The organism is Enterobacter cloacae complex sp. SHL021, from assembly GCF_049237765.1.
Taxonomy (GTDB): domain Bacteria; phylum Pseudomonadota; class Gammaproteobacteria; order Enterobacterales; family Enterobacteriaceae; genus Enterobacter; species Enterobacter cloacae.
In genome coordinates this window covers 38,596-64,195 of record NZ_JBMKJG010000029.1, presented here as the reverse complement: position 1 = coordinate 64,195, position 25,600 = coordinate 38,596, and the positions used below count along the sequence as shown (strand labels likewise).

23 protein-coding genes, 1 tRNA gene and 1 pseudogene are annotated in these 25,600 nt (G+C 51.2%); 13 read left to right on the top strand and 12 right to left on the bottom strand.

All coding sequences use genetic code 11. The features are described from left to right. Positions 1–91 precede the first annotated feature (91 nt). The 3 genes from mmuM to ACOTZF_RS22605 form a co-directional block, all read right to left on the bottom strand. A complete protein-coding gene (gene mmuM / locus ACOTZF_RS22615) occupies positions 92–1,024 on the bottom strand; it encodes a homocysteine S-methyltransferase (RefSeq protein WP_129253404.1) in 933 nt (310 codons plus the stop codon). Beyond that, the gene (gene mmuP, locus ACOTZF_RS22610) at positions 1,011–2,411 is read right to left on the bottom strand and encodes an S-methylmethionine permease (RefSeq protein ID WP_013095772.1); all 1,401 of its coding nucleotides are present in this window, start codon (positions 2,409–2,411) and stop codon (positions 1,011–1,013) included. The genes mmuM and mmuP overlap by 14 nt, the downstream gene beginning before the upstream one ends. A 237-nt stretch (positions 2,412–2,648) precedes the next feature. Further along, positions 2,649–3,557: a LysR substrate-binding domain-containing protein gene (locus ACOTZF_RS22605; RefSeq protein WP_013095771.1), complete on the bottom strand. Its 909-nt coding sequence runs from the start codon at positions 3,555–3,557 to the stop codon at positions 2,649–2,651. 127 nt (positions 3,558–3,684) lie between these two features. On the opposite strand from ACOTZF_RS22605, the gene ACOTZF_RS22600 reads away from it, so the two are divergent. The 4 genes from ACOTZF_RS22600 (at position 3,685) to ACOTZF_RS22585 (ending at position 9,192) form a co-directional block, all read left to right on the top strand. After that, positions 3,685–4,872 (top strand): MFS transporter, encoded by a 1,188-nt coding sequence (locus tag ACOTZF_RS22600; protein ID WP_421636203.1) that lies wholly within the window; start codon positions 3,685–3,687, stop codon positions 4,870–4,872. Between the two features lie 11 nt (positions 4,873–4,883). After that, a complete protein-coding gene (locus ACOTZF_RS22595) occupies positions 4,884–6,065 on the top strand; it encodes an amidohydrolase (protein WP_029882448.1) in 1,182 nt (393 codons plus the stop codon). A 118-nt stretch (positions 6,066–6,183) separates the two neighbouring features. Then, positions 6,184–7,293 (top strand): AI-2E family transporter, encoded by a 1,110-nt coding sequence (locus ACOTZF_RS22590; protein WP_061772244.1) that lies wholly within the window; start codon positions 6,184–6,186, stop codon positions 7,291–7,293. A 114-nt stretch (positions 7,294–7,407) separates the two neighbouring features. Beyond that, on the top strand, positions 7,408–9,192 hold the full coding sequence (locus tag ACOTZF_RS22585) for a diguanylate cyclase (RefSeq protein WP_129253409.1): 1,785 nt from the start codon (positions 7,408–7,410) through the stop codon (positions 9,190–9,192). A 31-nt stretch (positions 9,193–9,223) separates the two neighbouring features. Here the strand turns inward: ACOTZF_RS22585 and ACOTZF_RS22580 are convergent, their stop codons facing one another. Beyond that, positions 9,224–9,733 carry a hypothetical protein gene (locus tag ACOTZF_RS22580; protein ID WP_045292999.1) on the bottom strand — a complete coding sequence of 170 codons (510 nt, stop codon included), beginning with the start codon at positions 9,731–9,733 and terminating at the stop codon, positions 9,224–9,226. Between the two features lie 16 nt (positions 9,734–9,749). Next, positions 9,750–10,649, bottom strand: a complete 900-nt coding sequence (locus tag ACOTZF_RS22575; protein WP_129253411.1) for a LysR family transcriptional regulator — start codon at positions 10,647–10,649, stop codon at positions 9,750–9,752. A gap of 99 nt (positions 10,650–10,748) precedes the next feature. Here ACOTZF_RS22575 and ACOTZF_RS22570 point away from each other — a divergent pair, with 99 nt between their 5' ends. The 5 genes from ACOTZF_RS22570 (at position 10,749) to ACOTZF_RS22550 (ending at position 15,620) form a co-directional block, all read left to right on the top strand. Continuing rightward, complete coding sequence (locus ACOTZF_RS22570) at positions 10,749–11,543, top strand: SDR family NAD(P)-dependent oxidoreductase (protein WP_129253413.1); 795 nt, start codon at positions 10,749–10,751, stop codon at positions 11,541–11,543. Positions 11,544–11,567: 24 nt separating this feature from the next. Continuing rightward, on the top strand, positions 11,568–12,785 hold the full coding sequence (locus ACOTZF_RS22565) for an L-dopachrome tautomerase-related protein (protein WP_129317935.1): 1,218 nt from the start codon (positions 11,568–11,570) through the stop codon (positions 12,783–12,785). Positions 12,786–13,109: 324 nt separating this feature from the next. Next, entirely contained in the window at positions 13,110–14,183 is a 1,074-nt protein-coding gene (locus ACOTZF_RS22560) for a catalase family peroxidase (protein ID WP_129253417.1), read from the top strand. Then, positions 14,180–14,752: a cytochrome b gene (locus tag ACOTZF_RS22555; RefSeq protein WP_129253419.1), complete on the top strand. Its 573-nt coding sequence runs from the start codon at positions 14,180–14,182 to the stop codon at positions 14,750–14,752. Before ACOTZF_RS22560 ends, ACOTZF_RS22555 begins: the two co-directional genes overlap by 4 nt. Positions 14,753–14,948: 196 nt before the next feature. Continuing rightward, entirely contained in the window at positions 14,949–15,620 is a 672-nt protein-coding gene (locus tag ACOTZF_RS22550; protein WP_129253421.1) for a hypothetical protein, read from the top strand. Between the two features lie 182 nt (positions 15,621–15,802). Here the strand turns inward: ACOTZF_RS22550 and ACOTZF_RS22545 are convergent, their stop codons facing one another. Then, positions 15,803–16,195, bottom strand: coding sequence for a hypothetical protein (locus ACOTZF_RS22545; RefSeq protein WP_229284381.1), 393 nt, complete (start codon positions 16,193–16,195; stop codon positions 15,803–15,805). 340 nt (positions 16,196–16,535) lie between these two features. Between ACOTZF_RS22545 and ACOTZF_RS22540 the strand changes: the two genes are divergently transcribed. The 3 genes from ACOTZF_RS22540 to ACOTZF_RS22530 all read left to right on the top strand — a co-directional run bounded on the left by ACOTZF_RS22540 (position 16,536) and on the right by ACOTZF_RS22530 (position 18,594). Beyond that, positions 16,536–16,793 carry a YjhX family toxin gene (locus tag ACOTZF_RS22540; protein ID WP_013095761.1) on the top strand — a complete coding sequence of 86 codons (258 nt, stop codon included), beginning with the start codon at positions 16,536–16,538 and terminating at the stop codon, positions 16,791–16,793. Positions 16,794–16,803: 10 nt separating this feature from the next. Beyond that, positions 16,804–17,550 carry an SAM-dependent methyltransferase gene (locus tag ACOTZF_RS22535; RefSeq protein WP_129253423.1) on the top strand — a complete coding sequence of 249 codons (747 nt, stop codon included), beginning with the start codon at positions 16,804–16,806 and terminating at the stop codon, positions 17,548–17,550. A 234-nt stretch (positions 17,551–17,784) separates the two neighbouring features. Further along, positions 17,785–18,594: a DUF4225 domain-containing protein gene (locus ACOTZF_RS22530; RefSeq protein WP_058661772.1), complete on the top strand. Its 810-nt coding sequence runs from the start codon at positions 17,785–17,787 to the stop codon at positions 18,592–18,594. Here ACOTZF_RS22530 and ACOTZF_RS22525 read toward each other — a convergent pair. Beyond that, positions 18,591–18,905: a hypothetical protein gene (locus ACOTZF_RS22525; RefSeq protein WP_129253425.1), complete on the bottom strand. Its 315-nt coding sequence runs from the start codon at positions 18,903–18,905 to the stop codon at positions 18,591–18,593. The genes ACOTZF_RS22530 and ACOTZF_RS22525 overlap by 4 nt on opposite strands. Positions 18,906–19,336: 431 nt before the next feature. On the opposite strand from ACOTZF_RS22525, the gene ACOTZF_RS22520 reads away from it, so the two are divergent. Further along, on the top strand, positions 19,337–20,044 hold the full coding sequence (locus ACOTZF_RS22520; RefSeq protein ID WP_227440343.1) for a hypothetical protein: 708 nt from the start codon (positions 19,337–19,339) through the stop codon (positions 20,042–20,044). A gap of 290 nt (positions 20,045–20,334) precedes the next feature. On the opposite strand, the gene ACOTZF_RS22515 is transcribed toward ACOTZF_RS22520, so the two are convergent. The 5 genes and pseudogenes from ACOTZF_RS22515 to ACOTZF_RS22495 all read right to left on the bottom strand — a co-directional run bounded on the left by ACOTZF_RS22515 (position 20,335) and on the right by ACOTZF_RS22495 (position 25,530). Further along, a complete protein-coding gene (locus tag ACOTZF_RS22515; protein WP_241692335.1) occupies positions 20,335–21,372 on the bottom strand; it encodes a 3'-5' exonuclease in 1,038 nt (345 codons plus the stop codon). Positions 21,373–21,381: 9 nt separating this feature from the next. Continuing rightward, positions 21,382–22,011: a UvrD-helicase domain-containing protein gene (locus ACOTZF_RS22510; protein WP_241692336.1), complete on the bottom strand. Its 630-nt coding sequence runs from the start codon at positions 22,009–22,011 to the stop codon at positions 21,382–21,384. Further along, positions 22,004–24,136: an ATP-dependent nuclease gene (locus ACOTZF_RS22505; RefSeq protein WP_129317936.1), complete on the bottom strand. Its 2,133-nt coding sequence runs from the start codon at positions 24,134–24,136 to the stop codon at positions 22,004–22,006. Before ACOTZF_RS22505 ends, ACOTZF_RS22510 begins: the two co-directional genes overlap by 8 nt. 7 nt (positions 24,137–24,143) lie before the next feature. After that, positions 24,144–25,302: pseudogene (locus ACOTZF_RS22500) on the bottom strand (tyrosine-type recombinase/integrase). A gap of 152 nt (positions 25,303–25,454) precedes the next feature. Beyond that, positions 25,455–25,530 (bottom strand) — tRNA-Thr (locus ACOTZF_RS22495). Positions 25,531–25,600 lie beyond the last annotated feature (70 nt).

Genomic DNA, 25,600 nt, shown 5'->3' with positions numbered 1-25,600 from the left:
TTGTTAGCGCAACCAGTAGATCACACTTCATCGTGCTTTTCATTTTTCTGGGGAACCCTCAGCCCTGTGGGAGAGGGTCAGGGTGAGGGCATCAGCGCTGCGCGTTAAGCTCAGCAATATCTTTCGGCGTGGTGCGACAGCATCCACCGATTAATCTGGCACCGGCCTCCAGCCACTGAGGCAAATACCCCGCCAGCGTCTCGCACGCTTCACCGTGATGGTGCCAGGTTTTGGTCACCGCATCATAATGCTCGCCCGAGTTCGGATAGACCACCAGCGGCAGTGTCGTCAGGCTGTGCAGGTGTTTCAGCGCCGCGGTCGTGTTTTCCAGCGCGATACAGTTGATGCCCAGCGCCACGACCTGCGAATTATCTTTCAGGGCCGCGACAACTTCCCGCAGCGGTGTCCCGTCGCTCAGGTGCTCGCTGTCGCGCAGGGTAAACGAGAACCATGCCCGGGCGCGGGGATACTCAGCCACAAGTGCTGCCAGCGCCTTGATCTCCTCAAAGGAGGGTAGCGTTTCGCAAGCCAGCAGATCCGCCCCCGCATCCAGCAACGCCTCAATGCGCGGACGATGAAACGCGGTAAACTCTTCGGCGCGACGCACATAATCACCGCGATACTCAGAGCCATCCGCCAGATAGGCGCCATACGGCCCAACGGACCCCGCCACCAGCAGCGTGCCCGCATGCGGATTTTCCGCCAGATACGCTTCACGCGCCTTACGCGCCAGCTCCACGCTTTTGCCGACCAACGTGCGGGACTGCACCTCGTCCAGACCGCGCGCCGCAAAGCCCGCAGGCGTGGCCTGATAGCTGGCGGTGATCGCCACCTGCGCACCCGCACGGTAGTAGTCGAGGTGGACTTCACGGATAAGCTCCGGGTTTTCCATCAATACTTTGGCAGACCAGAGGTTGTCTGCAAGGTTGCACCCGCGCGCTTCCAGTTCAGTTGCCATTGCGCCATCCAGCACCACAAACGGCTGCTTTTCAAGGAGGGCGGTAAGCGGATTATTCTGCGACATGTTCAGGCTCCTGCGATGTCAGGTTTCGGGTCAGGTAGTAGGCACCATAACACAGGGCGACGAACGGCAGGCCACAATAAAGGGCAATGCGCTGGCTCGGATCAAACCACAGGCCGATACATGCCACCACGCAGAGGATAAACCCGAGCACCGGCACCAGCGGATACCACGGCGCGCGATAGTGCAAAGCAGACAGCGGCTGTCCGGACTGCAGATGACGACGACGGAAGACAAAGTGCGACGCGCAGATGCTGATCCACACCGCCACCACCGCAAAACCGGAAATGGCCGACAGCGCCACAAACACCGTGTCCGGCGCAACCACGCTTGAGAAGAGCGCCAGCACGCCACCGAGCATGGAAACGGAGAGCGCCGTCAGCGGCACGCCGTTTTTATTGACGCGGGCAAAGCAGCGCGGCAGCGTTTTCTCGTTAGAAAGCGACCACAGCATGCGCCCTGAGGCGTACAAGCCGGAGTTTGCCGCCGAGAGGATCGCGGTCAAAATCACAAAGTTAAAGATATCTGCCGCATACGGGATCCCGACTTTTTCAAACACCAGCACAAACGGGCTCTTTTCCACCCCGGCCTGCTGCATCGGGATCAGCGCCGCCAGCACAAACACGGTGCCGATAAAGAAGATGATCAACCGGGCAATGGTCGCACGGATCGCCACCGGAATAACCTTATGCGGGTTTTCCGTTTCGCCCGCCGCAATGCCGATAAGCTCGGTGCCGGAGAAGGCAAAGTTCACCGCCACCATGGTCATCAGGATCGGCAGGCCGCCATGCGGGAACCAGCCTTCAGCGGTAATGTTGCTCAGACCCGGCGCAGGCGAACCGTCCTGCATTGGAATAAAGCCAAAGATCGCCGCGCCGCCAAGAATAATAAAGGCGATGATGGTGATAACTTTCACCAGCGAGAACCAGAATTCGCCCTCGGCAAAGAAACGCGTGGAGATAACGTTAAGGCCAAAAATCACCACGCAGAAGACCACGCACCATACCCAGACGGGCACCTGTGGGAACCAGTACTGCATACAGAACCCGGCGGCGGTAAAGCTCGATCCTAGCGCCACCGTCCAGGTGAGCCAGTACAGCCACGCCACGGTATAGCCCGTCGCCGGGCCGAGGTAACGAGCGGCATAAACGTGAAACGCGCCGGTTTCCGGCATCGCCACCGACAGCTCGCCCAGACACTGCATCACCAGCCAGACCACCAGTGCGCCAATGAGATAGGCCAGCAGCGTGCCTGCTGCCCCGGTTGTCGAAATGATATAACCGGTATTAAAGAATAACCCTGTGCCAATCACGCCACCCAGCGAGAGCATAATCAGGTGGCGTGTTTTCATGGTGCGCTTTAGCTGCCCATTTTCTTGTTGTGTTTGCATATTACCTTCTATACGTATGGACATCTAAACATCCAAAGAAGGTGTGTTATACCGCGATTAACATAAAAAAGCTAGACGACCAGACGCAACCGGGCGCGTCGCGCACTGAGTCGGGGATGGGTTGTGAGGATCACATACAGAATCGGACGCCAGGCCATAAGCACCTCCGCAAGCAGATACTTACAGCATGGCGCGGACGGCTGTGATTCTGGCTCAGACAAAAGTCGTATCTGTCCGCTACCAGCTAAACCCTCTGCATGCTTCGCGCAGGCGAATCAAAAACTGACGCGCGTTGGTGGTCATCGCCGACTTTTGCGACCACACCGCGCAATACTGCGCCGACGGCAGTTGGGTGATGGGCAACGCCACCAGCTTGTCATCAAGCTGCAGCGGCTGACACATCGCCCGCGCGACCACCGTCAGATAGTCCGCGTTAAGCACCATATTCAGCCCCGTGATGACGGAATCGGTGCGCAGCGGGGTGATATCCACCTGTCGATAAAAATGGCTGAGCTCATTTTGTAGCTGCTGGTAGTAGCCCATGGATGACTCCGGCAGCAGCCATTTGGCCTGACGCAGCGCCATCAGATCGCGGGCTTCTGCCAGTGGGTGCCCCTTGCGCGCGATGATGCAAAACGGCGAGGTAAACAGCGGTTCGATCATCACCCCTTCCGGCGGCGCCATCGGATCCACCGAGCCGATAGCCATATCTATTTCACCGTTTCGTACGCCAGGCAGGAGCGAGGAGAGCTGCCCCTCCTTCACCGTCAGCAAGACCTGGGGCAGCGTTTTCTTGAACGCCTCGGCCACATCAGGAAAGACGGTCAGCGCAATAAGCGAAGAGAACCCCACCGTCAGACGCCCGTGAGTAAAATGGTTAATCTGCTCCACTTCATCCGCCGCACGCCGCAGCTCTTCAAGCACCCACTCCGCCCGTTGGGAAAACGCCATTCCCGCCTCGGTAAGGGCAATCCCCTCTTTGCTGCGCAATAAAAGTTGGGTGCCTAAAGTTTGCTCAAGCTCACGCAATGTACGGCTCAAACCGGGCTGCGAAACACCCAGTTCCCGTGCGGCCGAACGGATACTGCCGCTGCGCGCCACCTGACGAAAGGCCTGAAGATGGCCGAGTTTTGGCAGATATTTCATCGCTCGCCCTATAACAAAAAAGCATCACCTATAGCAAAATTATATCTTCCCGCCTGTCTGGTAAACCCCTAGATTCAGAGTGCACACAACCATTCTCATCACACTCTGACGTCAGGCGGAAAACACAATGAAAAGCCAGTCACAGATGATTTTTTTGCTTTTTATCGGCTATGTCGTGGTCTACATCGATAAAACCGTAATGGGTTTTGCCCTGCTGCCGATCGAAAAAGAGTTCGGGCTTACCACCGCGCAGCTGGGCTATATCACCGGGATCTTCTTTCTCGCCTACTCTCTCTTTCAGGTGCCTGCTGGCTGGCTAAACGACCGAATCGGCTACAAAACCATGCTGATCCTTTCTCTGTGCGCGCTGGGGATCTTCGCCCTCTGCTTTGGCGCGCTGGGTATGAGCGTTGGCCTGCTGCTGGTGTTTCGCTTTCTCTCCGGCGTGGGGCATTCCGGCTATCCCTGCTCCTGCGCGAAAGCGGTGTTCAGCAATTTTACGCTGGAAAAACGCACCTTCGCCCAGTCGGTACTGCTCTCCTCCGCCGGGCTGGCGATGACCGTCGGGCCGATTGTGGCCGTCTCGGCGCTGGAACACCTGGGCTGGCACACCTCGTTTGTGGCATTAGGGATCGTTGCCTGCGCCATCGCCCTGTTGATCGCCTTGCGCGTGCCGTATCAGAAACCCGCGCCACGCCAGGCCGCACATGGGCAACGCGAGGCGCTGTGGCGTAACCCCACGGTGCTGCTGCTGTTTTTCTCGGTGTTTTGCATCAATATCCCAAGCTATGGCCTGTTGGCCTGGCTGCCTAAATTCTTTGTCCAGAGCATGGGCATGCCGATTGAGGTGTCCGGTTATATCGTGGCGGCTGGCGGCGCGGGGATCTGGCTTTCGTCGTTGTGCACCGGCTGGCTGGTCGGAAAATACTTCCACCACCGCGAGCCACAGGTGATTTTGATCTGCGCACTGGTGAGCGCTGCTGCCATTCTCGGCATCTTCCACACCGCCACGGCGGTGAGTGCCAGCATCCTGCTGTTTGTGGGGGAGATCTTCCTGATGGCCACCTTTGTGACCGCGTTTACCCTGCCAATGAAACGCCTGCCGGAGAACATCATGGGCTCGGCCATCGGGCTGATAAACACCGGAGGGACGCTGGGGGGCTTCGTTTCACCGGTTGTTATTGGCTATCTCGTTGGAAAAAGCCACAGTTATGAAAGCGCATTTATTTTCTTGTCACTGGCAATGGTGTGCGCGGGCGTGGCGATAGTGCCATTGATAAAAAAACCTGCGCCCTCACTGCCGGTGACTGACTGAAGGAGACTGTCATGAAAAGTAGCACTGAAAACCTTATCCGCGACGTTCACGACGAGGTGATCCGCTGGCGCAGGCATATTCATGCCAACCCGGATCTCTCATTTCAGGAAAAGCCGACCGCAGATTTTATCGCCCGTGAACTGGCGAATCTGCCGGAGCTGACGATTAGCCGCCCGCTGGAGAACAGCGTGGTGGCGGTATTACAGGGTGAAAAACCCGGCCCGATGTGGGCACTGCGTGCTGATATCGACGCCCTGCCGCTGCAGGAAGAGAGCGGTGAAGCATTCAGCTCAACCAAACCCGGCGTAATGCACGCCTGCGGTCACGATGCCCACACCGCCATGCTGATGGGCGCGGCGAAAGTGCTTTGCCACCTGCGCAGCCAGCTGTGCGGCAGCATCAAGTTTATCTTCCAGCCTGCCGAAGAAGTGCCGCCGGGCGGCGCGCGCGAACTGGTGGAGAAAGGCGTGGTTGACGATGTCGAGAAGATCTTCGGTCTGCACGTTTTCCCGACCAGTCCTACCGGTAACATTACGCTGAAAGAAGGGGTCTATGTCGCCTCCAGCGATAATTTTGATATCACGATTTTCGGCCGGGGCGGACATGGCTCAATGCCGCAGTTCTGCATCGACCCGGTGGTAATCGGCGCTGAAGTTGTCACCGCGCTGCAAAACGTGGTGGCGCGTAATCTCGACCCGATTAACGCCCCGGTGCTGACCATCGCGACCTTCCAGGCCGGTGACAGCTATAACGTGATTCCGGACAGCGCCCGCCTGGCCGGAACGGTGCGTACTCATAATCAGCAGGTACGCGAGCAGGTACCGCAGCTGGTGCAGCGTATTGTCGAGGGCGTCGTCAGTGCCCACGGCGCGCGCTGTGAGATCCGCTGGCAGCAGGGTTACGCCGTTGGCAACAACCATGCCGACACCAATGCCATCGCCAAAGCGGCGATTGCAGCGCACTTCGAAGAAGGAACGCTGCAGCTTGCCGATCGGGCCCTGTTCGGAAGCGAGGATTTCTCCTCCTATCAGGAGAAAGTCCCGGGAACGTTTCTGTTCATCGGCTGCGGCAACGAGGAAAAAGGCGCGGTCTGGAACGTCCACAATCCACACTTTCGCATCGACGAAGCTGCGCTGGCGGTGGGCGTGAAAACGCACGTTGCGCTGGTGAGCCCGCTGTTTGAGGAGATTTGACCCCTCCCATCCTGACATTGCCCGGCGGCGCGTCGCCTGCGCCCCCCGGCGCAATGGTTGGTAAATCCGTCAATCAGTTCTATAGTCGTCACAGTTTCTTAGTAACCAGGACTGACTGATGCGCTTTAACGGACTGACCAAAGGTTTCTTTATCTTTATTCTCGCCCTCGTGACGTGGGCGTTTTTCGACGTGCTGTCGCCCTACTTTTCCGCCATTCTGTGGGCCGCCATTCTGACCGTTATCTTTAACCCGGTAAAAAACAAGCTGCGCGCCGCGCTGGGGGATCGCAACGGGCTGGCCTCGCTGCTGACCATCGGCATTATCTGCCTGATTGTCTTTATCCCGTTGATGGTGATCTTCTCCTCGCTCGCCATAGAGCTGAACGTGGTGTACACCAAACTGCAGGAGAACAACACCCAGTTCCCGGAGGTGGTGGCGAGCATCTTTAACCATCTGCCGGACTGGGCCAGCGGTTTCCTCGCGGATCACAACCTGACCAACGCCGCGCAGATCCAGAAAAAACTCTCCGATGTCGCTCTGCAGGGCGGGCAGTATCTGGCGGGCAGCGCGTTTCTGATCGGCAAAGGGACGTTCGGCTTTGCCATTAGCTTCGGCATCATGCTGTATCTGCTGTTCTTCCTGCTGAAAGACGGGCCGTTCCTGGTGCGCCAGATCCTCGACTCCCTGCCTCTGTCCGATTTCGCCAAGCAGCACCTGTTCGCCAAGTTTGTCGGCGTCTCGCGGGCGACGGTAAAAGGCACGGCGGTTGTCGCTGTGGTTCAGGGTACGCTTGGCGGGATTGCGTTTGCCATTGCCGGTATCGACGGCAGCATCCTCTGGGGAGCACTGATGGCCTTCCTCTCCCTGGTGCCTGCGGTGGGGTCGGCGATTGTCTGGGTTCCGGCCGCCATTTTCCTCTTCGCGACGCATCAGATCTGGCAGGGGCTGTTCATTGTCGGCTTCTTCGTGATTATCGTCGGGCTGGTGGACAATATCCTGCGCCCGCTGCTGGTAGGCAAAGACACCAAAATGCCGGACTACCTGATTTTGATCACCACGCTCGGTGGTATGGAGCTGTACGGCATTAACGGTTTTGTGATTGGCCCGCTGATTGCCGCGCTGTTTATCGCCTGCTGGAACCTCTTCTCCGGGCGCGATCACGAAGGCAATGCCGAGGAGCTGGACGCAGACTTTATCGAAGAGGGAAGAAACCCTCGGGATCTCTGAAAGCAGACATTCCGAAAGGCGGCCGCATGCCGCCTTTTTTTTCGCCATAAATCAGCGGTTTTCTATAATCTTAAAAGAACGCTCTTCCATTTTTGTCGCAGAGGAAATCAACAGGTGCGAATCGCCACGATCACAAACTGGGCTTATGGCGTCACGGTGTGCCTGACCATTGCCTCCGGCATCGTCATGCTGATGGCTTCCCATGCCGATAACATCGAACGTGAAGCCGTTAAACAACGGCAAATCTTCGATCAGATTACGGAAGAGATCGAGATAGATACCTGGATGCTCTCCGATCTGGCGCGCCTTTACGTGATCAAAAAAGAGCCCGATGTACTTAAGAAATATCAGACGAAAGAAGCTGAACTGAAGAATATTGAACACACGCTGCGCCAGCTCAAAAACACGGGAGCATCGGGCGAAGAGCTGGGACTGCTGTATGACGGACTGAAAATAGTAGACGAACTCCAGGATGAACAGCAGGCGGCCATTGACGGCATCGCCCGGGGCGAAGAACAGCAGGCCGTTGCGCTGCTTTTTGGTAACAGCTATGAGCTGGAACTCGAACGGGCACAGAACAATATTGAACGCTTTCGTATGCTGCTGGACAAACGCATTATTGCCGACGTGCAGGCTGCGACCAAAACGTCGAAAACGCTTCGCACTGCCTCTGAGGTGATGGTCGGCCTGACCGCCCTGCTCTTCTTGTTTGTGATGGGCTTTATCCTCAAGCGCCGCGTGCTCCGTCCGGTGGTACGTCTGAGTGACGTGGTTCATCGTCTGGCATCGCAGGATTACGCCGTCGAAACGCCAAACTTCACCCAGGTTGATGAAATAGGCGATATGGCGCAGGCCATCCGCATCTTCCGCGAGAACGGGCTGGCAAGGCAGCGGCTGGAAAAAGAGCGCGATGCTGACTGGGCCATCCGCGAGCTGCTGGCGCGAATGACCCAGCGGCTTCAGGGCTGTGAAAACTTTGCCGACGTGATGAATGTGGCGGAGCTGTTTGCGCCCAATATCGCGCCGGGGGTTTCCGGGCGTCTGTATATTCTGGAGCGCGATCCGTGGCAAATGCGCTGCGCGGCTGAATGGCTGTCGCCTGAAGGGGAGAAAAATCCCTTCCATCCTGACGAATGCTGGGCCGTCCGGCGTGGTCAAAGCCATCCGCCGGTGAACGGCGAGCCGGATATCGGCTGTTATCATCTGCCTGAATCACAGGCACAGCAATCATTGTGCGTTCCGTTAATTGCTCAGGGCGAAGCGATTGGGTTGCTCTCATTCCAGAACATCACGCCTGAAACGGCACCGTCCCGCGCTTATCTGGAGCTGATGGCTGAAGCGCTCGGCCTGGCGCTGGCCAACCAACGTCTGCGCGATGCCCTGCTGGAAAAAGCCCTCTTCGATCCGCTCACCGGCTTGCGTAACCGTCATCATCTGGAAGATACCCTGCGCACCCAAATGGCGCAGGCGGTGCGCAATGAAGAGCCGGTAAGCTGCCTGATGATCGACATCGACCACTTTAAAAGCATCAATGATCGCTTTGGTCATGAAGCGGGCGATCAGGTCATCAAAAGCGTGGCCACCATCATACAACGCGCCGTACACGACAGCGGGCTGGCATTCCGCTATGGCGGCGAAGAGTTTCTGGTGTTGCTTTCCGGCGTCGATGAAGAGGCGGCGCAGGCGTGCGCCAAAGAGATTTATAACGGCGTGCATGAACTGTCGCTGCGCTATGGGCTTTCAGAGATTGGCCCGGTGGATGTGTCGATTGGCGTCGCCAGCTATCCGCAGCACGCTCAGAGCGATAACCTGCTGCGCGCTGCCGACGTGGCCTTATACCGGGCGAAAGAGCTGGGCCGTTCGCGTATTGTGAGCTTTGGGATGCTGGAAGCGGGCTGACGGTGATTTTCGCGCCCTGAGCTTCACCGATTCAGGCGCGCGTGATCGCCCAGAGCACCACAATCCCCAGCGCATTACTCCGTTTTTCCACGTACAGGGTAGAGTTGGAATAAACGTTACCCTTCGGGTTACAGATGCGGATCTCTTTTTTTAACTCCGGCTCGTAGACTTCTGCCCCCGAGCAGCTGTGGCGGGTACTGGATTCATACCGGTAAGGTTTGCTCCATGAGGAATAGTCTCCCTCCAGTAGCCAGGCCGTTGTAAAAATCACGAACATGGCAACCGGCAGGCTGCAAATGAAGAAGCCGAGGTATAGTTTTATCGCGCCAGCAACACGCTTGCCTTTGAGTCGTCCCTTTCTGATAAAAATAACCATCGGCACCAGCGCCAGCAGCAACGCCCCTCCGGCCAGATACTGCTCCCCGCGGATCGTAAGGTACGTCACGCGATAAACGTTAACTGACCAGACCACAAAACCAGATAGCAGGGCTATACCGCCCGCGATGAGTGGGAGCCAAAAGGTATAAGTCTCTTTTTTCATGGTGGACATATCCTTGTCATTTTTGGTTGGTGAGAAGATCAATCATCGCCCGGGTGGCCGCCGACTGGCGTCGGTGTGGCGCGAAGAGCACGGAGAACGGCCGCGACCGTCCACGCAGGTGTGGCAGCACCTCGACTAACTGCCCGCGCTGTATCCTGTCGCGGACGATAAATTCATAGCTCTGACAGATCCCCATCCCCTGCTCTGCCAGCGAAACCACGCCGAGTACATCGTCTGAGATTTCGATAGTTGAACCCGGCAGCCAGTCAATATCACGTTCCTCATCACGAAACACCCATGGGGCAATGCGCCCGGTACGCGGCATGATAAAGGGCAGACAGGTGTGGCAATGCAACTCCTCCAGCGTCTGCGGGCTCCCCATGCGGTGCAGGTAATCAGGCGATGCAACCAGCAGCAGCGCTGCGTCTTCCAGCTTGCGCGCGACTAACCCACTGTCGGGCAACTGCCCCAGGCGAATCGCCAGATCGAATCCCTCCGCAATCAGATCAACGTTGCGATTGGTGATGTTCAGCTCCACCTGGACGCGTGGGTAGTGTTGGGCAAAGCGCGCCAGCAGCGGCGGCAGACGGTAGTGCCCATAGGTGGTTGGAACGCTCATTCGCACGCGACCGGTCAGATCGCCTTCCTGGCCCCGCCCCTCGCGTTCGGCGTCATCAAGCAGTGCAAACGCAGACCGCGCCTGCTCCAGATAACGGCGTCCGGCCTCCGTCAGCCCCACGCGGCGGGTCGTTCGCTGTAATAACTGCCGTCCAAGACGCGCTTCCAGGCGGGAAACCGCACGGCTCAGGACAGAGGGTGTGGTGGAAAGGACAACCGCTGCGGCCGTAAAAGAGCCGTGTTCAACGACAGTAATGAAGACTTCAACGTCTCCGAGATAATCGAATTTGCGGCTCATTTTGCTCTTTCAGGAACAAATGTTTTTCAATCTTGCTAATTTATCCCCTCCGGAGTGATGAGTAAAGTGAGCTGCATTCATCACCAGAGGGTAAACACTATGGATCTTCAACTCACCGGTAAGACCGCGCTGGTTACGGGCGCAACCGCAGGCATTGGTTTGGCCATCGCCCGCACGCTCGCTCAAGAAGGGGTTGCCGTCACCCTTACCGGACGCGACCCGGCAAAGCTGCAAAAAGCCGCGGCCACCATCACCGACGCGACGCCTGACGCACAGGTCTCCACCGTTGTCGTTGACCTCGGTACCATGAATGGAGCAGAAACCCTGTTCGCCGCCTGCCCTGATACCGATATTCTGATTAATAACCTGGGGTTCTACGAAGCCAAAGCCTTCGCGGATATTAACGACGAAGACTGGCTGCGCATGTTCAACACCAATGTGATGTCCGGCGTCCGCCTCTCACGCCACTACTTCCCGCGCATGCTGGAACGGAACTGGGGACGGGTGATTTTTATATCCAGCGAAGTGGGCGCCTTTACGCCGCCAGACATGGTGCATTACGGCGTCAGCAAATCAGCGCAGCTTGCTGTTTCGCGCGGTATGGCCGAACTGACCCGGGGAACCGGCGTGACGGTTAACAGCGTGCTGCCGTCGGCGACGCGCTCGGACGGCATTATTGAGTACCTTCGCCAGACCGCGTCTGCCCCGGATATGACCGATCGGGAGATCGAAGCGCATTTCTTCCAGACCTACCGCCCCAGCTCGTTGATTGCCAGAATGATTGAGGCAGACGAGATCGCGGCGATGGTCGCTCTGTTAGCCAGCCCACTGGGCGCGGCATCCAACGGGGCGGCTGTACGCGTCGAGGGCGGCACGTTCCGTTCCATCCTTTAATGCTGAACTCACCGGAGCCTTTTCATGTTCATTCGCACCCGTAGTCTGTCCGCCATTGCGCTGGCGGCGCTGATCGCTTTCCCGAGTCTCGCCAGTGCGGCGACGCTCCAGCCCCTGGAACGCTGGCGCAGCTATGCTGGCGTGAGCTGGGATACCCCGCAGAATGGGCAAACGCCGACGCGGTTTTCCGGCTCGGTTAACGCGCCCATTGCCGGTATCCATTTTGATGCAAAGGGCCGGGCCTTTGTCAGTACGCCCCGGCTGGTTTCTGCCGCCGCCCCCGCCACGCTGAGCATTCTGGATACGACTGTTCAGTCCGGCCCTGCCCGCCTGACGGCGTTTCCGTCACGCGAGGGGAACGCGGTAAACACCGATCCCGCGCAGAACCTGCGCAACGTGCTTGGCTTTTATATTGATCGTCAAAACGGCTGGCTATGGGCGCTGGACATGGGGTTTGTCGCAGGCGAAGCGGAGTCGCCCGTGGGCTCGCAGAAACTGGTCGTGCTGGATCTCAACACGGGCCGCACCCTTAAACGTATCGCCCTGGATGGCGTGGCGGACCGCAAAGCCAGCTTCCTGAACGATGTGGTTGTCGATGAGAAACGCCGTGTCGCCTATATCTCCGACAGCGGCTCGCGGAGCGCACCGGAAAACCGCGTGGGCCTTATCGTCGTTGATTTCGCCACCGGCACGGCGCGACGCGTGCTCGACCGTCACCCTGCGCTACAGATTGAGCCGGGCGTCAAGGTGGTTTCACACGGTGCGGAGGTCTGGCCGGGTAAACCCTTATTAATTGGCATCAACGGTATTGCGCTCTCCCCGGATGCGGACACGCTGTACTGGACGGTCACAACGGGAACCCATGCCTGGGCAGTGCCCACGGCATTGCTGAGGCAGGCAGGATCAACCGATGCGCAGATTGCCGCCAGTATCCAGGATCTTGGCGTGGTGGGCGGTAACACCGACGGTCTTGTAACCGATGCAAAGGGCAACCTCTATATCACGGATGTCACCCGCAACGGCATTGTCCGGTTTGATCCGAAGCACCGCGCTATGTCGCTTATCGCCGCCAGCGAAGACGTTTACTGGCCAGACACACCGGCAATCCGTCCGGACGGGGATTTGATCTTTACCTCGAGTCGCCTCAATGACCACTTCGCGGGGGCCGTTAAACCCGGAGAGGAACGCTATGATTTGTGGCGTTTGCCTCTCGGTACCTGGCAGAATAAAAGCGAACAATAAAATGCCCGTGCAGGGCGAATACTGAATGACTGCGACGCCACCCATCGGGTGGCGTTCATTTTGCGTTTACTGTCAGCCTGGCAAAAAAGATAAACTTTTCGTGATATTCTTTTGTTAACCCACACGCCTTATATAATCAAATTAACCCGGTCTGACGCACGCGTTAAATCTATTACCCTCCATGACGGGTATTTATTCTGGGTTAGTCCTGCCGAGATGAGATAAAAATAATCGTCTCATCTTTCATCCTTAAATTAATCACTGTTGCGCACACTCGTAATATGCGCGTGGCGTGCATTACTGTTTTGCAATGGAAAAACGTCTATGTCGAAACTGGATTTGAGATCCAAAAAAACCTGGGGAGCGCTGGCGTCTATCGCCGTTGTCGCGGGCACACTGGCAGGCGCATTTGCGTGGACAGCAGGATGGTTTGGATCACGTACTGTCAGTCAGGCACTGGTCGGTGAAACACCAACGCCATTTCCGCCAGGCTTTCGCCGCGCACATGGCAAAGGGATCTGTTTTGCCGGAACGTTCGTTCCGAATGGTTCCGCAGTTTCGCTGTCATCCTCTCGTCTCTTCTCGCAGCAGAAAGTTCCCGTGGTGGGACGATTCTCCATTGGTACTGGCGATCCCCATGCTCCGGATAGCACGACGAAAACCCTGAGCATGGCACTGCTGCTGAAGACGGACGATAAACAGCAATGGCGGATGGCGATGAACAACGAGCCTTATTTCGCCACCCACAACCCGGAAGGATTCCTGGCCTTGCGCAAAGCAACCGCTGTTGACGCGGCCACCGGCAAGCCGGATCCGCAACGTATCGCAGACTTTTTGCAAGCGTACCCGGAAGCGGAAAAATACCTTAAATGGGCGGCACAAAAACCCGCTCCCGGCAGCTTCGCCGGTGCGACGTTTTACAGCATTAACGCCTTCTACCTGGTGAACGCGCAGGGGGATAGACAACCGGTTCGCTGGATGATGCGCCCGCACGATCCTTTCATGTCGCTGAGCGATGAACAACGGCAGAAAGCCGATGACAACTTCCTGTTTGAACACCTGCAACAGAGGCTGGAGCAGAAGCCCCTTTACTGGGATTACGTTCTACAGCTCGCACAACCGGGCGATCCGGTGGATGACCCTTCTCAGCCATGGCCGAACGATCGCAAGCAACTCGTGGCCGGCACGCTGGAAGTGACTCGTGTCGAAGCGCAATCCCAGGGTGCGTGCCGCGACGTTAACTTTGACCCCTCGATCGTTCCTGCGGGTGTGGCGGTATCGAACGATCCCATCTTAAACGCGCGTTCCGCTGCCTATTCGCACTCGTTCAGTCGCCGTGAGCGGGAAATCGGCTACGGCAAGGCAACCGAAGCCGTGCAAAAGCAGGAGGTTAAATGAACACGAATAAAGGTATGCGAGAGCACGCGCCACAGCATTTCAACACCCTGGCGCGAAGCCTGCACTGGCTGATGGCGGCGATGATCCTGGCCATGCTGTTCATCGGCGCCGCCATGATGACGTCATTACATCATCGGATTTGGTTAATTGACCTGCACCGGCCCCTGGGTATCGCCATTTTACTGCTGGCGGTGATTCGTCTGGCCAACCGTGTGTTTAGCCGGACGCCCCCTCTCCCGGCCGATTTGCCCGTATGGCAGGTCTTTGCAGCCAAAGCCTCGCACTGGGTGCTGTACGCGTTAATGCTGACAATGCCGCTACTGGGCTGGGCACAGCTGTCGGCAGCGGGAGTACCCATCGTGATGTTTGATGGATTCAACCTGCCGCCTATCGTTCCAGCCAATCCGGCCGTTTATGCGTGGTGCCATGACGCCCATCGTCTTCTGGCCAGGGTACTTTTTGCGGTGGTGCTGGTCCATCTTTCTGCTGCACTCGTTCATGCATGGATCTACCGGGACGCGGTTTTTGCCAGCATGGCGAAAGGCGGTAAGCCGTCTCAGAAACCCTGAAGAGGACAACATTATTGATGCGGGTCAAAGGAAGATGGCTGGCTGACTAAAGAACAGGGCTATGCGGTCGATATTTATCAGGATACTTGTCAGCCTGTTTCGCAGGCTGACAACAACTCCGGGCGATATTAACGGCCCTTTTCTGCTCAGAGTCATTCACGCGGCCACCTGAGTAAAATTATCTCATGGAGAGAAAATGAAAGTTCGTCTTCTGGCAATTGTATCTGCATCCTTAATTCTTGCGGGCTGTGCTGGCTCGGTGAAACCCGACACCGTGAAAGCGGCTAATGGCAGCGCAATTGATATTTACAGCGTTTCTGCACTACCGGAACTGAATGACAACCGTATTGCCGATAACACACTACGTGAAGTGACCCCGACGCATGCCGCAACAGGTATGGGGCTTGCCGTTCTCGGCGCGTTAACCGGTAACATTAACTCCGGTGACTTTGATAAAGAGAACTATAAAGGTACAGCGATCGAAACCCTGCAAAACCCGACGAACAGCTGGTTTGTTCCTAAAGCGAAACAAAATATCAGCAAGTGGCTGAACGAAAAAAGCAATGGCCACGTTTACAAGCAGCCACTCTATATTGGTAAAGCAACCTGGGCGCTGATCTATAAAGACGCCACCGCGACCACACCTCTCTATCAGCTGAAATACAAAGTCCTGTTCTATAAACGCCCGGAAAGCGGAAATATGTTCTCTGCATTTACGGTAGCGGAATGCGCCCCTACGCCAGTTGAAGCGCCACTGAGCGACTGGAGTGCAAATAATTACCAAAAAGTGACCACTCAAACCGAAAGCTATATGAAGAGCTGTCTGCTGGAACTGGATAACCAGCTGCCGCGTTTGCTGAAGCTGTAATGTGATTTGCTGTACGGCCCGCTTCGTGCGGGCTTGTATCGAGTATGCTCATCCTGAAATACCATGAGGTTTCAGGATGAGAAAGATTAATACCATTAGCCTGACAACCCAGGCAATTAAAGGTGCCAAGAGTGGGCATACTTTTAATCAGTTGCAACGTGACAAAAAACGCTGTGAGACACCTACCGGCCTTTCATGATTTTATGCGCTTTCCATGCAAGGCTAATAGGTATGAGATACCAAACCGCAATAACGCCAAAAACTGCAACAGGTAAGTAATATAACAAAAGAGAGAATGCATAGAAGACGGGAAGGAAAATCAGCGGTGTCAGAATAAGAACCAGACAAATAACCCCGCCATAAAAACGCTTGCTTAGATCATCCACTAATGTTGAAAGCGTTTCGTTGGCATTTTCATCTCTGCTCAGTACACCTTTCAGACGAGATAATTGCTTATTAGTGAAACCACTATCTTGCAGGTCCTTTTCTGTAAGTTCACTGGCCACATGCCCGCCTTGTTCATGATTATTATGCTTATAAAGAATAACTTGAAGGTGAGCCTTTTTAAACAGCATCGTAACTCTCTGGCTAGCGTTTGTGCATTACGTTCTCGCGGCCTGACAGATTCATTGCCCGGTGTCATGCCTGCCGGGAATACAACATTCTGGCGCCGCGCCTCCCCTTCGTGATCACATTTTTCCCCCCTGGCTATTCACTTACTAAAAAGAGGTGTTATCATTCACCTCGTAAATACCTTTCAACTCTACCGAGGCTTTGATGCTGGAGAATGTAATCATCTGATAATCAGCACCCCGCCCTTTCAGGCCGGACTGATTATCAATGCGCTGAAATCGAATGCGGACACCGCTGTGTGTTTGCACGTTTTGCACATGATGATTAAACAGGTTTTCCAGTATGAATTTATCCCGTCAGGAACAACGTACCTTACACGTTCTCGCTAAAGGTGGACGTATTGTGCACGTCCGCGATGCATCTGGCCGCGTCACTTCTGTTGAATGCTACAGCCGGGAAGGGCTTCTGCTCACCGACTGCACACTCGCCGTCTTTAAAAAACTCAAAACCAAAAAGCTGATCAAATCCGTCAACGGTCAGCCCTACCGCATCAATACCACCGGGCTGAACAACGTTCGCGCCCAGCCTGATAATCGATAAGGAGAGGATTATGGATATCCCACGTATTTTTACTATCAGCGAAAGTGAACACCGCATTCACAACCCCTTCACGCCAGAGAAGTACGCCACGCTGGGCCGCGTGTTACGCATGAAGCCAGGCGCGCGCATTCTCGATCTCGGCAGCGGCTCGGGAGAGATGCTGTGTACCTGGGCACGTGACTACGGCATTACCGGTACCGGCATCGACATGAGCCCGCTCTTCACCGCTCAGGCAAAGCTGCGCGCAGAAGAGCTTGGCGTCAGTGAACACGTTCATTTTATTCATAACGACGCGGCGGGCTATGTCGCGGATGAAAAATGCGACGTGGCGGCCTGCGTAGGGGCCACCTGGATTGCGGGCGGCGTCGCCGGGATGATCGAACTGCTGGCAAAGAGCCTTAAGCCAGGCGGAGTGGTGCTTATCGGCGAACCGTACTGGCGTCAGCTGCCTGCAACGGAAGAGATTGCCCAGGCCTGTGGCGTCTCGTCGGTGGCCGATTTCCTCACCCTGCCCGACCTTGTCGCCTCTTTCGATGAACAGGGCTATGACCTGGTCGAAATGGTACTGGCAGACCAGGAAGGCTGGGATCGGTATGAAGCGGCTAAATGGCTGACCATGCGCCGCTGGCTGGAGAAGAACCCTGACGATGACTTTGCGCATGAGGTTCGGGCAGAGCTGACGAATGCGCCTAAACGCCATGTGACGTATACGCGGGAATACTTTGGCTGGGGCGTGTTTGCCTTAATCGCACGATAAAAAGGAGCAGGCGATATAACCCAAAGGTTATATCGCCTTTTTGCAGAGTGCGCACAATATTATGCCTGTCGTATTTAATTATCGTTAATTGTTCCCTTTATTCGTCATCGTAATTACGGGTGGTTATTCTTTTACTGGCGCGAGATGAATACCAGGGGATCGTCTATTGAGAAAAACCGATGAGGCGAATATATTGCCCGTAAAACAGCCAGGCACATTAATGAAGGAAGCATGATGGATATTGCGCTGCTTAACAGGGGATGGAACAGAACCTGGTCAGATACGATGGTGAATCTGGAAGCCCGAAAGGTCATCGAAACTGCAAATCGACTGTCAGCTTACTATTTACAAGATGGTCTAACACGTATCAAGTTTGTTGAGGAAATAAAACAGGTCGTAGAAAAAGAGTTCGCGACAGCACGGCGGGCGAAAGCCGATGAAGAATGCATTGAGTGCATCCAAAATCTGCGTGCTGAAAAAGAGAATCTTCTTGAGCAAGAGCGCTTGTTAAGAACCAGGTCCGCTCAGCTTTATGCGAAAGTCGAGTTCGTCAGAGAAAATAACAAGATAGTCGGATATGTTATTTCAGCTGTGAATGTGGTGCTTTCAGGGATGGTTTTCTTTGGTGGTTTTATGATGTTATCCACTATGGGGCCAATTGGTATGCTGGCTGGGGCAGTCCTGATTGCCGATGGTATGAACGGATTAACGAAAGAAGTGCTCAACTTTGATCAGCCAGCAGGACATAAACCCTCGCAAGGTATCATTGCTGACTCCGCGATGCATACCGCCCAATTTATGGGATTTAATCCTAACACGGGCCTGGCTCTCTATAATGGTGTTTCTCTTGTAGCCAGTGTGTACAGCATTGTAGGACTCGCTCGAAAAACTGGAGCCTGGAGATTATTCCGCTGGCTTACACACGATTACTATCGCAAAGTCAGCACAATGAGCACTCCTACGCTAACAATGAAGATTGTCGGTTATGGTGTTAAAGCAAAAGTGATTTTCGACCTGGTGACAACAGAAAATGGAACCAGTTAATCCTTGATAGCTTTTCGGTAACGCCAGGATTTATAGGAAATTACCGGCGGCTGTGCAAAGGACATAATGGCAACCCCAAAGATCATCGCCAGCCCCCATGCAATTACTCTATCAGGTGAGCTGAAGACAACAAGTAGTAATAGGATAAAGGTACAAACAGCCACCACTCCCGCCAAGGTAACAAATCGTCTGGCGAGGTCATTTATGGCCTCTCCAAGCGTTCCCCCATATTTTTCAATATTGCTTTTTATTTTCTGCAATTCGGGCTGCGTAAACCCTGAACGTAACAAAGCCTCATCAGTCACTTTCATATCGTCTCGTCCCTTATCTCCCAGAAGTGCTTTCTCATCCGCTGATTGTGAAAATAATCATACTGATGGACTTTACAGCAATCCACTTGATGTTTGTGCAATGTATCAAATTTCAGGCAATAGAAGCTATAAAGCCCCGTTAGTGTTACAAGCAACAAGCGAAGCGTAGCGACTGCATCAGTGTTCAGAAGGAGCACACCTTATCAGGGTGCTCGTGTACCTTTCGGAGCGTGAGCGAAGCGCTGGCAGAGACTGCGTATCGTGTGCAGGTACGTTACCACTATTCACATGTTTACGTGGTTTGATCTTACCCAGCAATAGTGGGCACGCGACTAAGTGAGTTGGACTGACCCCGCCCCGGTAGACGATCCTGCCCTATAGTAACACTCCTCGCAAGGGCAAAAAAACCGCTTCAGGATGCAGATTGGTTCATGAGTTTGCCTGCAAATGAAATAGCCCGGGAGACGGAAAAACTGACAAAAAGCCTTTCCTCCGACTGGCAGTCACGAATAATCGACCTTTACCAAAAAATGCAGGCCTGGGAGGAGGCCAGACAGGCCGAAGAAGCAGCCATTGAGAACTTCAGGGCTCTGCGCCAGCATCAGACCGAAACTGAGCAGGCCAGCAAAGACAATAGGGCGCAGTTCAGGGAATTGCTTAACCAGAGCGGCGGCATCGTAACACCGGAGAGGAAAGCTCTTCGGGCTGAGTATCTGGAACAACAGGAAACAGCCACAGAACTGGCCGGGCTGATTACTGAAAAAGAAGAGCTGCTGCCGGTACTGGCTGACGCGACCGCATGTAAGGCAAACGCCTATGTGAACTGCCATCATGGCATCACTGAGGAGCGTATCGATAAGCTTTTACGAGACTTTTTTATTTTCCACGGTGCCGAATTGAGCAGCCTGCTCAGGATGAAGTACAGACAATTTGAGCGGAATAGCTCAGCGCATATACCGGGCATTATTGAAGGGACAAATGATGCAGATACGTTGTATCGTGAATTTATCCTGAATCTAATGCTGAAGTGGAAGAATGAAATATTGCCGTTGAGATTCCGGGACGACGTGATGAGTCTGACCGGTTCAGCACCGGTATCAGGATCACATGACGACAGAAAAAAAAGAAAGCTGTTCTGACCTGAACAGAAAAGCTCACTTAAGCCCGGCCAGTGCCGGGTTTTTTTATGTCTGTAGCCTGACTGCATGTCTATACTGCATGAAATCGCATGACTTTATGCACTTGCATTTTCACTTCCTAGGCCAGATAAGGCGCGGTTAAGAGCCTATCATGCAACTGCATGAAAACCACTCCATAAAGTGGACAGGCGTGGCGGGGCTACGAGCGCGCCATTTGGGGTAAAAGCGTAATAAATTCCTTTTTGTTCCTGCTGGCATTTTTACAACCCAAGAGTCTTATTCTAATATGTTTAGTCAGGTTCTCTAATAAAGAAAGGACTAACTTTTCTTCGATCATCTATAAATATATTCATATAATCCTTAGCTCTAGAAAAAGCCACGTACATTAATCTATTAGCAATATCGCGAGCATATTCATTTCCTTTTTCAAAAGATGATTGATGAGGCACCACCTGATCATGATACCCAATAGAGATTACATAATCATATTCCTCACCCTTCGAACCATGTATAGTAGATACAGAGACAACATTTTTGTCTTTGTTAATCATCTTACTAATTGCGCCCATACCAGCCCTGATTTTTGCCACAGAAGCCGCTGCATTACATATTTTGTAATCTGTCTCAAGTTTAATGGATTTTTGATACTTCATTTCTAAAAAATCATATAACTCCCTCAACCACAATATGAAATTATTTTTTACTGACTGAAACTCCTTTAAATCACGCTTAAGTTGTAATGGCGTCAAATGACTCAATTCAGGAACAGAATCAACAATTTTCCTTGCAAGAGAACTTCTTCTTTGGTAGTTAATAACATTTACATCCAAAACAACCAAACTTATCAACTCGTAAAATACAGTATTCCTAGCACAATATAGGGGGTTTGTTGATTGAAAATCATAAACGAAGTTTTCTGAAAGGTCATATAAAGCATTAATTAGCGCCATAAGATAGTACTTATCAGGCCCTATAATAGCAATACCGGAAACGCTATTATATTTTGCCTGGTATTGATTTATTAAATTAAACACTCTTTGTGGCAATTCATCTTGAGAAATATCTTTGATTATTGGAGATTTCCCCTCAAATTCACGCAGAGAAGTAACATCATTTCGCGAAGCAGAATATTTTTTGTAATATTTAACCAGTAATTCAGAAGATCGATAGCATCCAGACAAAGTTTCATGCTTTAATTCAGATAATTGCAACTCAGATTTAATTATATCTTTATCCTTTATAGAAACGCCAAGATCTTGATAAATGGCTTGGTCATTATCACCGACAATAAATACTGAGACGCGATTATACCTAGTTATATATGACAATGCTTTAAGCTAAATCAGGCTTGTATCTTGTGATTCATCTAAATAAATATTACCAATTAACTTGGAAAGGTGCTCACATATGTTTTGATTGTTTTCAAGAAATTCCACTCCAAGCTTAATAATATCATCAAAATCAATCAGTCTATTATTTTCCTTAAAGGCATTATACTCCTGAATTACAAGTAACTCTTTGTTCTTATTATCTAACGAATGGCAATAAGGTTCCACAAATGCGTTACCTTGCTCATCACAATTATAACGTATTCTTACTCCTAGCTTTTTATCAGTTTCTATGCTCTGGATTATTTTTCTTTGTTTATATTCTGAAAGTAAAGAAAATCCATCTTTTAACCTTGATATAGCTCCAGCATACTTTTTAACAACCCACTCTAAAAGAAAAGAATGAATAGTCCCGCACCAAACTCTATCTACCTCTATACTTAGATTATCTATCCTGCTAGAGATCTCATCAGCTGCTGCGTTAGTGTGAGTTAACACAATATGCCAACGAAAACCTTCGTTTCGATATAAATTATCCTCTAACATACCAATCAATAGTTTTGTTTTACCAGCCCCAGGGCAAGCGCTGACCAATAGATTATCTTTAATATTAATTAATTGTCTCTTTTGATCATCCATGATGAACCTCAAGCAAAGAAGTTAAAGGATCGTTAGGGTAATGTGCTTTAAATATGTCCAAAGCAGCATCTATGTTATCTATAATAAATGCTAAATCATCCTGTCCCAATATATTATTTAATAAATCAGTCCCATCTCTATTCTTAATAACCTCACTACGATATCGAACCATCTTTGCTAGAGTGAATTTATTAAAATCACCAGTGAACCCTAACGACTGACAGAGTGCCTTAGGGATAGGAAAATCTGCATTAAGCTTGTCAACAAGCATCATTGCAAACCAACCTTTTTTATGCTTATTAGCTAACTTTAAAGCGTAGCAGCCTATTTTTTGTCTATCAGAGGATTGGAATGCTTCTTGGTATGGTATGTAATATGCTCTTTTCTCAAATGATTCAGCGGCTATCTCATCAAAGTATCTTACGGCGCCTGATAGCACTAAATCAATTTCGAAAGTATACTTAGAAAAATAGGCACGAATAAAAGCGTTATTTCTAACTATTTTATCTAGAATTACTTTACGAGCGACACCAGACTCTGCTGAGTTCACAGCTTTATTATAGTCATCTTGAGATAAATAATCAGGCTTATTATCTCCATACAAATTTATGTCGTCATCGGTCAAAATTGCACATTTCTTTTTAATTCGGTCTGAGTGAAATAAAGATGATAGCAATTCAAACCCAGTACCCCGTACAGATATCAAGGATATGCCAAGTTCGTCAAGTGTAATACCGAAACTATTTTTAACGAGATGAGGTATTAATATTTCTTCAGCATCACCTTCAATTAGGATAACATTCTTGGCAAAGAGAATATCTGTTCTTATGGCATCAAGGAATCTTTCAATGCGATTAATTTTCTCTTTTTCCAATCCGTTAGATGGAGAGCAAGAAATTGTTTCAAGACCATTTTTTACAAGCACATTTGTAGTGGATATATTTGATACTGAAGATATATGAGTTGAATGAGTAGATATAAAAACTTGCGTTTTGTTATTTTTCAGATTGCTAAATAAAGATTTTTGTATGTGCGTATGAATATGAGCCTCAGGCTCTTCAATTATTAAAAAATTAGCTAAGAGGTTTTTACTGATACCTTCTTCGTACTCATACAATTTCAAAGCTAAATATATTAAATTAGCGCCACCAAGACTCATCTCTGATAGCTCTGATACATATCCTTCACAAAGAGAGTCGCCAGCCTTGAGTTGAAGAACCTTTACCAACTCTTTTAGCTCACAGGGCAATTCAGATGTAACATTCAAAACTGGCGAGTAAGTGGTACCAACAGCATTAGTGATTGATAATAATATGCCCTCAGAAAGTCTCTTAACCTCTTCAATCGATGATATTCTGTCATTCACGCTCTTGATGTTTTCGCTCAATGTGTCATCATTATCAATTCCTTTAGAAACATATTCTAAAAGCTTTTGAAATGGGTTGAATCGATTATTCTTAAGTTCACTTACCACATCTCTCAAAGCACGAGCATAAGTACAACTGATATTATCCTGAATATTATACCCACGTTGTCTATTACCAATTAAATCAATCCGCTCTAATTTTGGGTCAGGGAATAAATAATCATTAAAATCACCAACCACATGAGTGTATAATCCATCATCGCTAAAATCTGCTGTGCCTTGACATAACACTAAGGATTCATACGTGGTCTTATCAATCGAATATTGTTCTTTCAGTATGTTATATGCGCTTCTACGCTCATCAACATCTCCAATATCATTTAAATTGAAAAGTTGTTCTCTGATGTAAAACTGCGGTCTGTAAATATAAGTTATTCGCCCTGTTCCACCACCATTAACGGTAGTATTTAATTGACATAGTAACTCTGACTCTTCATCCCCACCTATTTCATCAAACTCCAAACTAATTATAACCCAATGACCAAACGCTGTCCCTAGCCCTCGATGAAAGTCATTTTCTACAAGATATCGCTTATAATATGGCAAGGTATCGTCAAGTATAAGTCTCATCGCCTCAAAGACATTTGTTTTCCCCGATGAATTTTCACCTACAATTGTATTGACGCATTCTTTTTTGAAGGAAAGAGACGTTGCCTTAAAATTTCTAAAATTTCTTACCGAGAGGGTCTTAATAAACATATGCTTTTCATCCCTTAAATATAAAATCAGAATACCATTGCATCATTTTTTTTCTACCAATGAGATATTGAGCATGGTTATAAATACCTCTGATTGAATTTTTGTCAACATGGGCCAACTGAAGCTCAATCCAAGCAGTATCAAAATCATGATCGTGAAGAATAGTAGAAAAAGTATGCCGAAAGCCATGACCAGTCACTCTCCCAACATAGCCAATTCGCTTGATTAATTGATTAACACTAGCTTCACTCATAGGTTTGTTCGGATCATTCCGCCCTGGAAAAACATAACGATAGTTCCCTGTCATGACTTTGAGTTCATGGAGTAAATTTAACGCTTGAGTCGATAATGGCACAAGATGTGACCTACGCATTTTCATCCTTTCAGCAGGAATTTCCCAAATAGCGTTATCCAGATCAAATTCTTGCCATAATGCCGCGCGTAATTCGATGGTTCTCACGCCCGTAATCATCAGTAATTTCGTTGCAATCTGGACAAGCTTACTCCCGGAGTAACCCTCTAAGGCGCGCAGAAAATCAGGTATCTCATCAGCTTTTAGGAATGGGAAATGATTGGATTGGTGTACTTCGAGAGCGCTGGAGAGATCAGCCGCAGGATTGTACTCCGCCTGCCTGTTGCAATTGCGTAGCGAAACACTTCGGAGCAACGCTGCCGCACTTTGCACATTTTCTCCAACGCACCACGTTTCTCAATTTTACGCAGAACGTTCAGCAGCTCTAGCGGTTTAATCTCTCCCACTGGCCTTGTTCCGACATAAGGGAAAATGTCGTTCTTAAACGCTTCCACGATGTCTGATGCGTATCCTGCTGACCATTTAGCAGACTTCATTTGATGCCACTCTCTCGCTATCTTTTCGAACGAGCTTTCAGACTCTGTTTGCAAAGCAATCTTCTGCTCTTTTCGAACTTCACTCGGATTTTTTCCTTCGGCAACCAGTTTTCGGGCATTGACACAACGGGAACGGGCATCTGTAAGTGTGATGGTTGGATACACACCCAGCGAGATCATTTTTGGTTTACCTGCAAAACGATAACGGAACCGCCAGCTCTTGCTTCCATTGGTTTCTATAAGCAATGACAACCCTTGCCCATTTCCAAATGTATAGGCGGCTTAGCGCGGCGAATCTGCATATCGTTTAAAGGCATGTGTATAGGAATCAAAGATCGAACAGGATTCCTATACACAATCCGCCTCGGATTCTACTGGATGGTTACGGATAGTGAAGGACTAATAGGAAATAAATCCTTTATAAATCAGGTTATTAAAGGATTAATACACGCGTTTGAGGAAATTGAAATGGTGCCGATAATAGGAGTCGAACCTACGACCTTCGCATTACGAATGCGCTGCTCTACCAACTGAGCTATATCGGCCCTGGGAGGCCGGTTACGAGCGTAACCACGGGGCAAAAGGTTAGATCTATCCGGGTGATGCGTCAATGCC

Excerpts from the sequence above, each read along its gene's own strand:
- ACOTZF_RS22580 (WP_045292999.1), bottom strand. The coding sequence starts at position 9,733 with ATGAAAAAAGAGACTTATACCTTTTGGCTCCCACTCATCGCGGGCGGT.
- mmuM (WP_129253404.1), bottom strand. The coding sequence starts at position 1,024 with ATGTCGCAGAATAATCCGCTTACCGCCCTCCTTGAAAAGCAGCCGTTT.
- ACOTZF_RS22540 (WP_013095761.1), top strand. The coding sequence starts at position 16,536 with ATGAATTTATCCCGTCAGGAACAACGTACCTTACACGTTCTCGCTAAA.
- ACOTZF_RS22575 (WP_129253411.1), bottom strand. The coding sequence starts at position 10,649 with ATGAGCCGCAAATTCGATTATCTCGGAGACGTTGAAGTCTTCATTACT.
- ACOTZF_RS22530 (WP_058661772.1), top strand. The coding sequence starts at position 17,785 with ATGGATATTGCGCTGCTTAACAGGGGATGGAACAGAACCTGGTCAGAT.
- ACOTZF_RS22535 (WP_129253423.1), top strand. The coding sequence starts at position 16,804 with ATGGATATCCCACGTATTTTTACTATCAGCGAAAGTGAACACCGCATT.
- ACOTZF_RS22560 (WP_129253417.1), top strand. The coding sequence starts at position 13,110 with ATGTCGAAACTGGATTTGAGATCCAAAAAAACCTGGGGAGCGCTGGCG.
- ACOTZF_RS22565 (WP_129317935.1), top strand. The coding sequence starts at position 11,568 with ATGTTCATTCGCACCCGTAGTCTGTCCGCCATTGCGCTGGCGGCGCTG.
- ACOTZF_RS22600 (WP_421636203.1), top strand. The coding sequence starts at position 3,685 with ATGAAAAGCCAGTCACAGATGATTTTTTTGCTTTTTATCGGCTATGTC.
- ACOTZF_RS22510 (WP_241692336.1), bottom strand. The coding sequence starts at position 22,011 with ATGGATGATCAAAAGAGACAATTAATTAATATTAAAGATAATCTATTG.
- ACOTZF_RS22570 (WP_129253413.1), top strand. The coding sequence starts at position 10,749 with ATGGATCTTCAACTCACCGGTAAGACCGCGCTGGTTACGGGCGCAACC.
- mmuP (WP_013095772.1), bottom strand. The coding sequence starts at position 2,411 with ATGCAAACACAACAAGAAAATGGGCAGCTAAAGCGCACCATGAAAACA.
- ACOTZF_RS22590 (WP_061772244.1), top strand. The coding sequence starts at position 6,184 with ATGCGCTTTAACGGACTGACCAAAGGTTTCTTTATCTTTATTCTCGCC.
- ACOTZF_RS22520 (WP_227440343.1), top strand. The coding sequence starts at position 19,337 with ATGAGTTTGCCTGCAAATGAAATAGCCCGGGAGACGGAAAAACTGACA.
- ACOTZF_RS22550 (WP_129253421.1), top strand. The coding sequence starts at position 14,949 with ATGAAAGTTCGTCTTCTGGCAATTGTATCTGCATCCTTAATTCTTGCG.
- ACOTZF_RS22525 (WP_129253425.1), bottom strand. The coding sequence starts at position 18,905 with ATGAAAGTGACTGATGAGGCTTTGTTACGTTCAGGGTTTACGCAGCCC.
- ACOTZF_RS22545 (WP_229284381.1), bottom strand. The coding sequence starts at position 16,195 with ATGCTGTTTAAAAAGGCTCACCTTCAAGTTATTCTTTATAAGCATAAT.
- ACOTZF_RS22595 (WP_029882448.1), top strand. The coding sequence starts at position 4,884 with ATGAAAAGTAGCACTGAAAACCTTATCCGCGACGTTCACGACGAGGTG.
- ACOTZF_RS22555 (WP_129253419.1), top strand. The coding sequence starts at position 14,180 with ATGAACACGAATAAAGGTATGCGAGAGCACGCGCCACAGCATTTCAAC.
- ACOTZF_RS22505 (WP_129317936.1), bottom strand. The coding sequence starts at position 24,136 with ATGTTTATTAAGACCCTCTCGGTAAGAAATTTTAGAAATTTTAAGGCA.
- ACOTZF_RS22605 (WP_013095771.1), bottom strand. The coding sequence starts at position 3,557 with ATGAAATATCTGCCAAAACTCGGCCATCTTCAGGCCTTTCGTCAGGTG.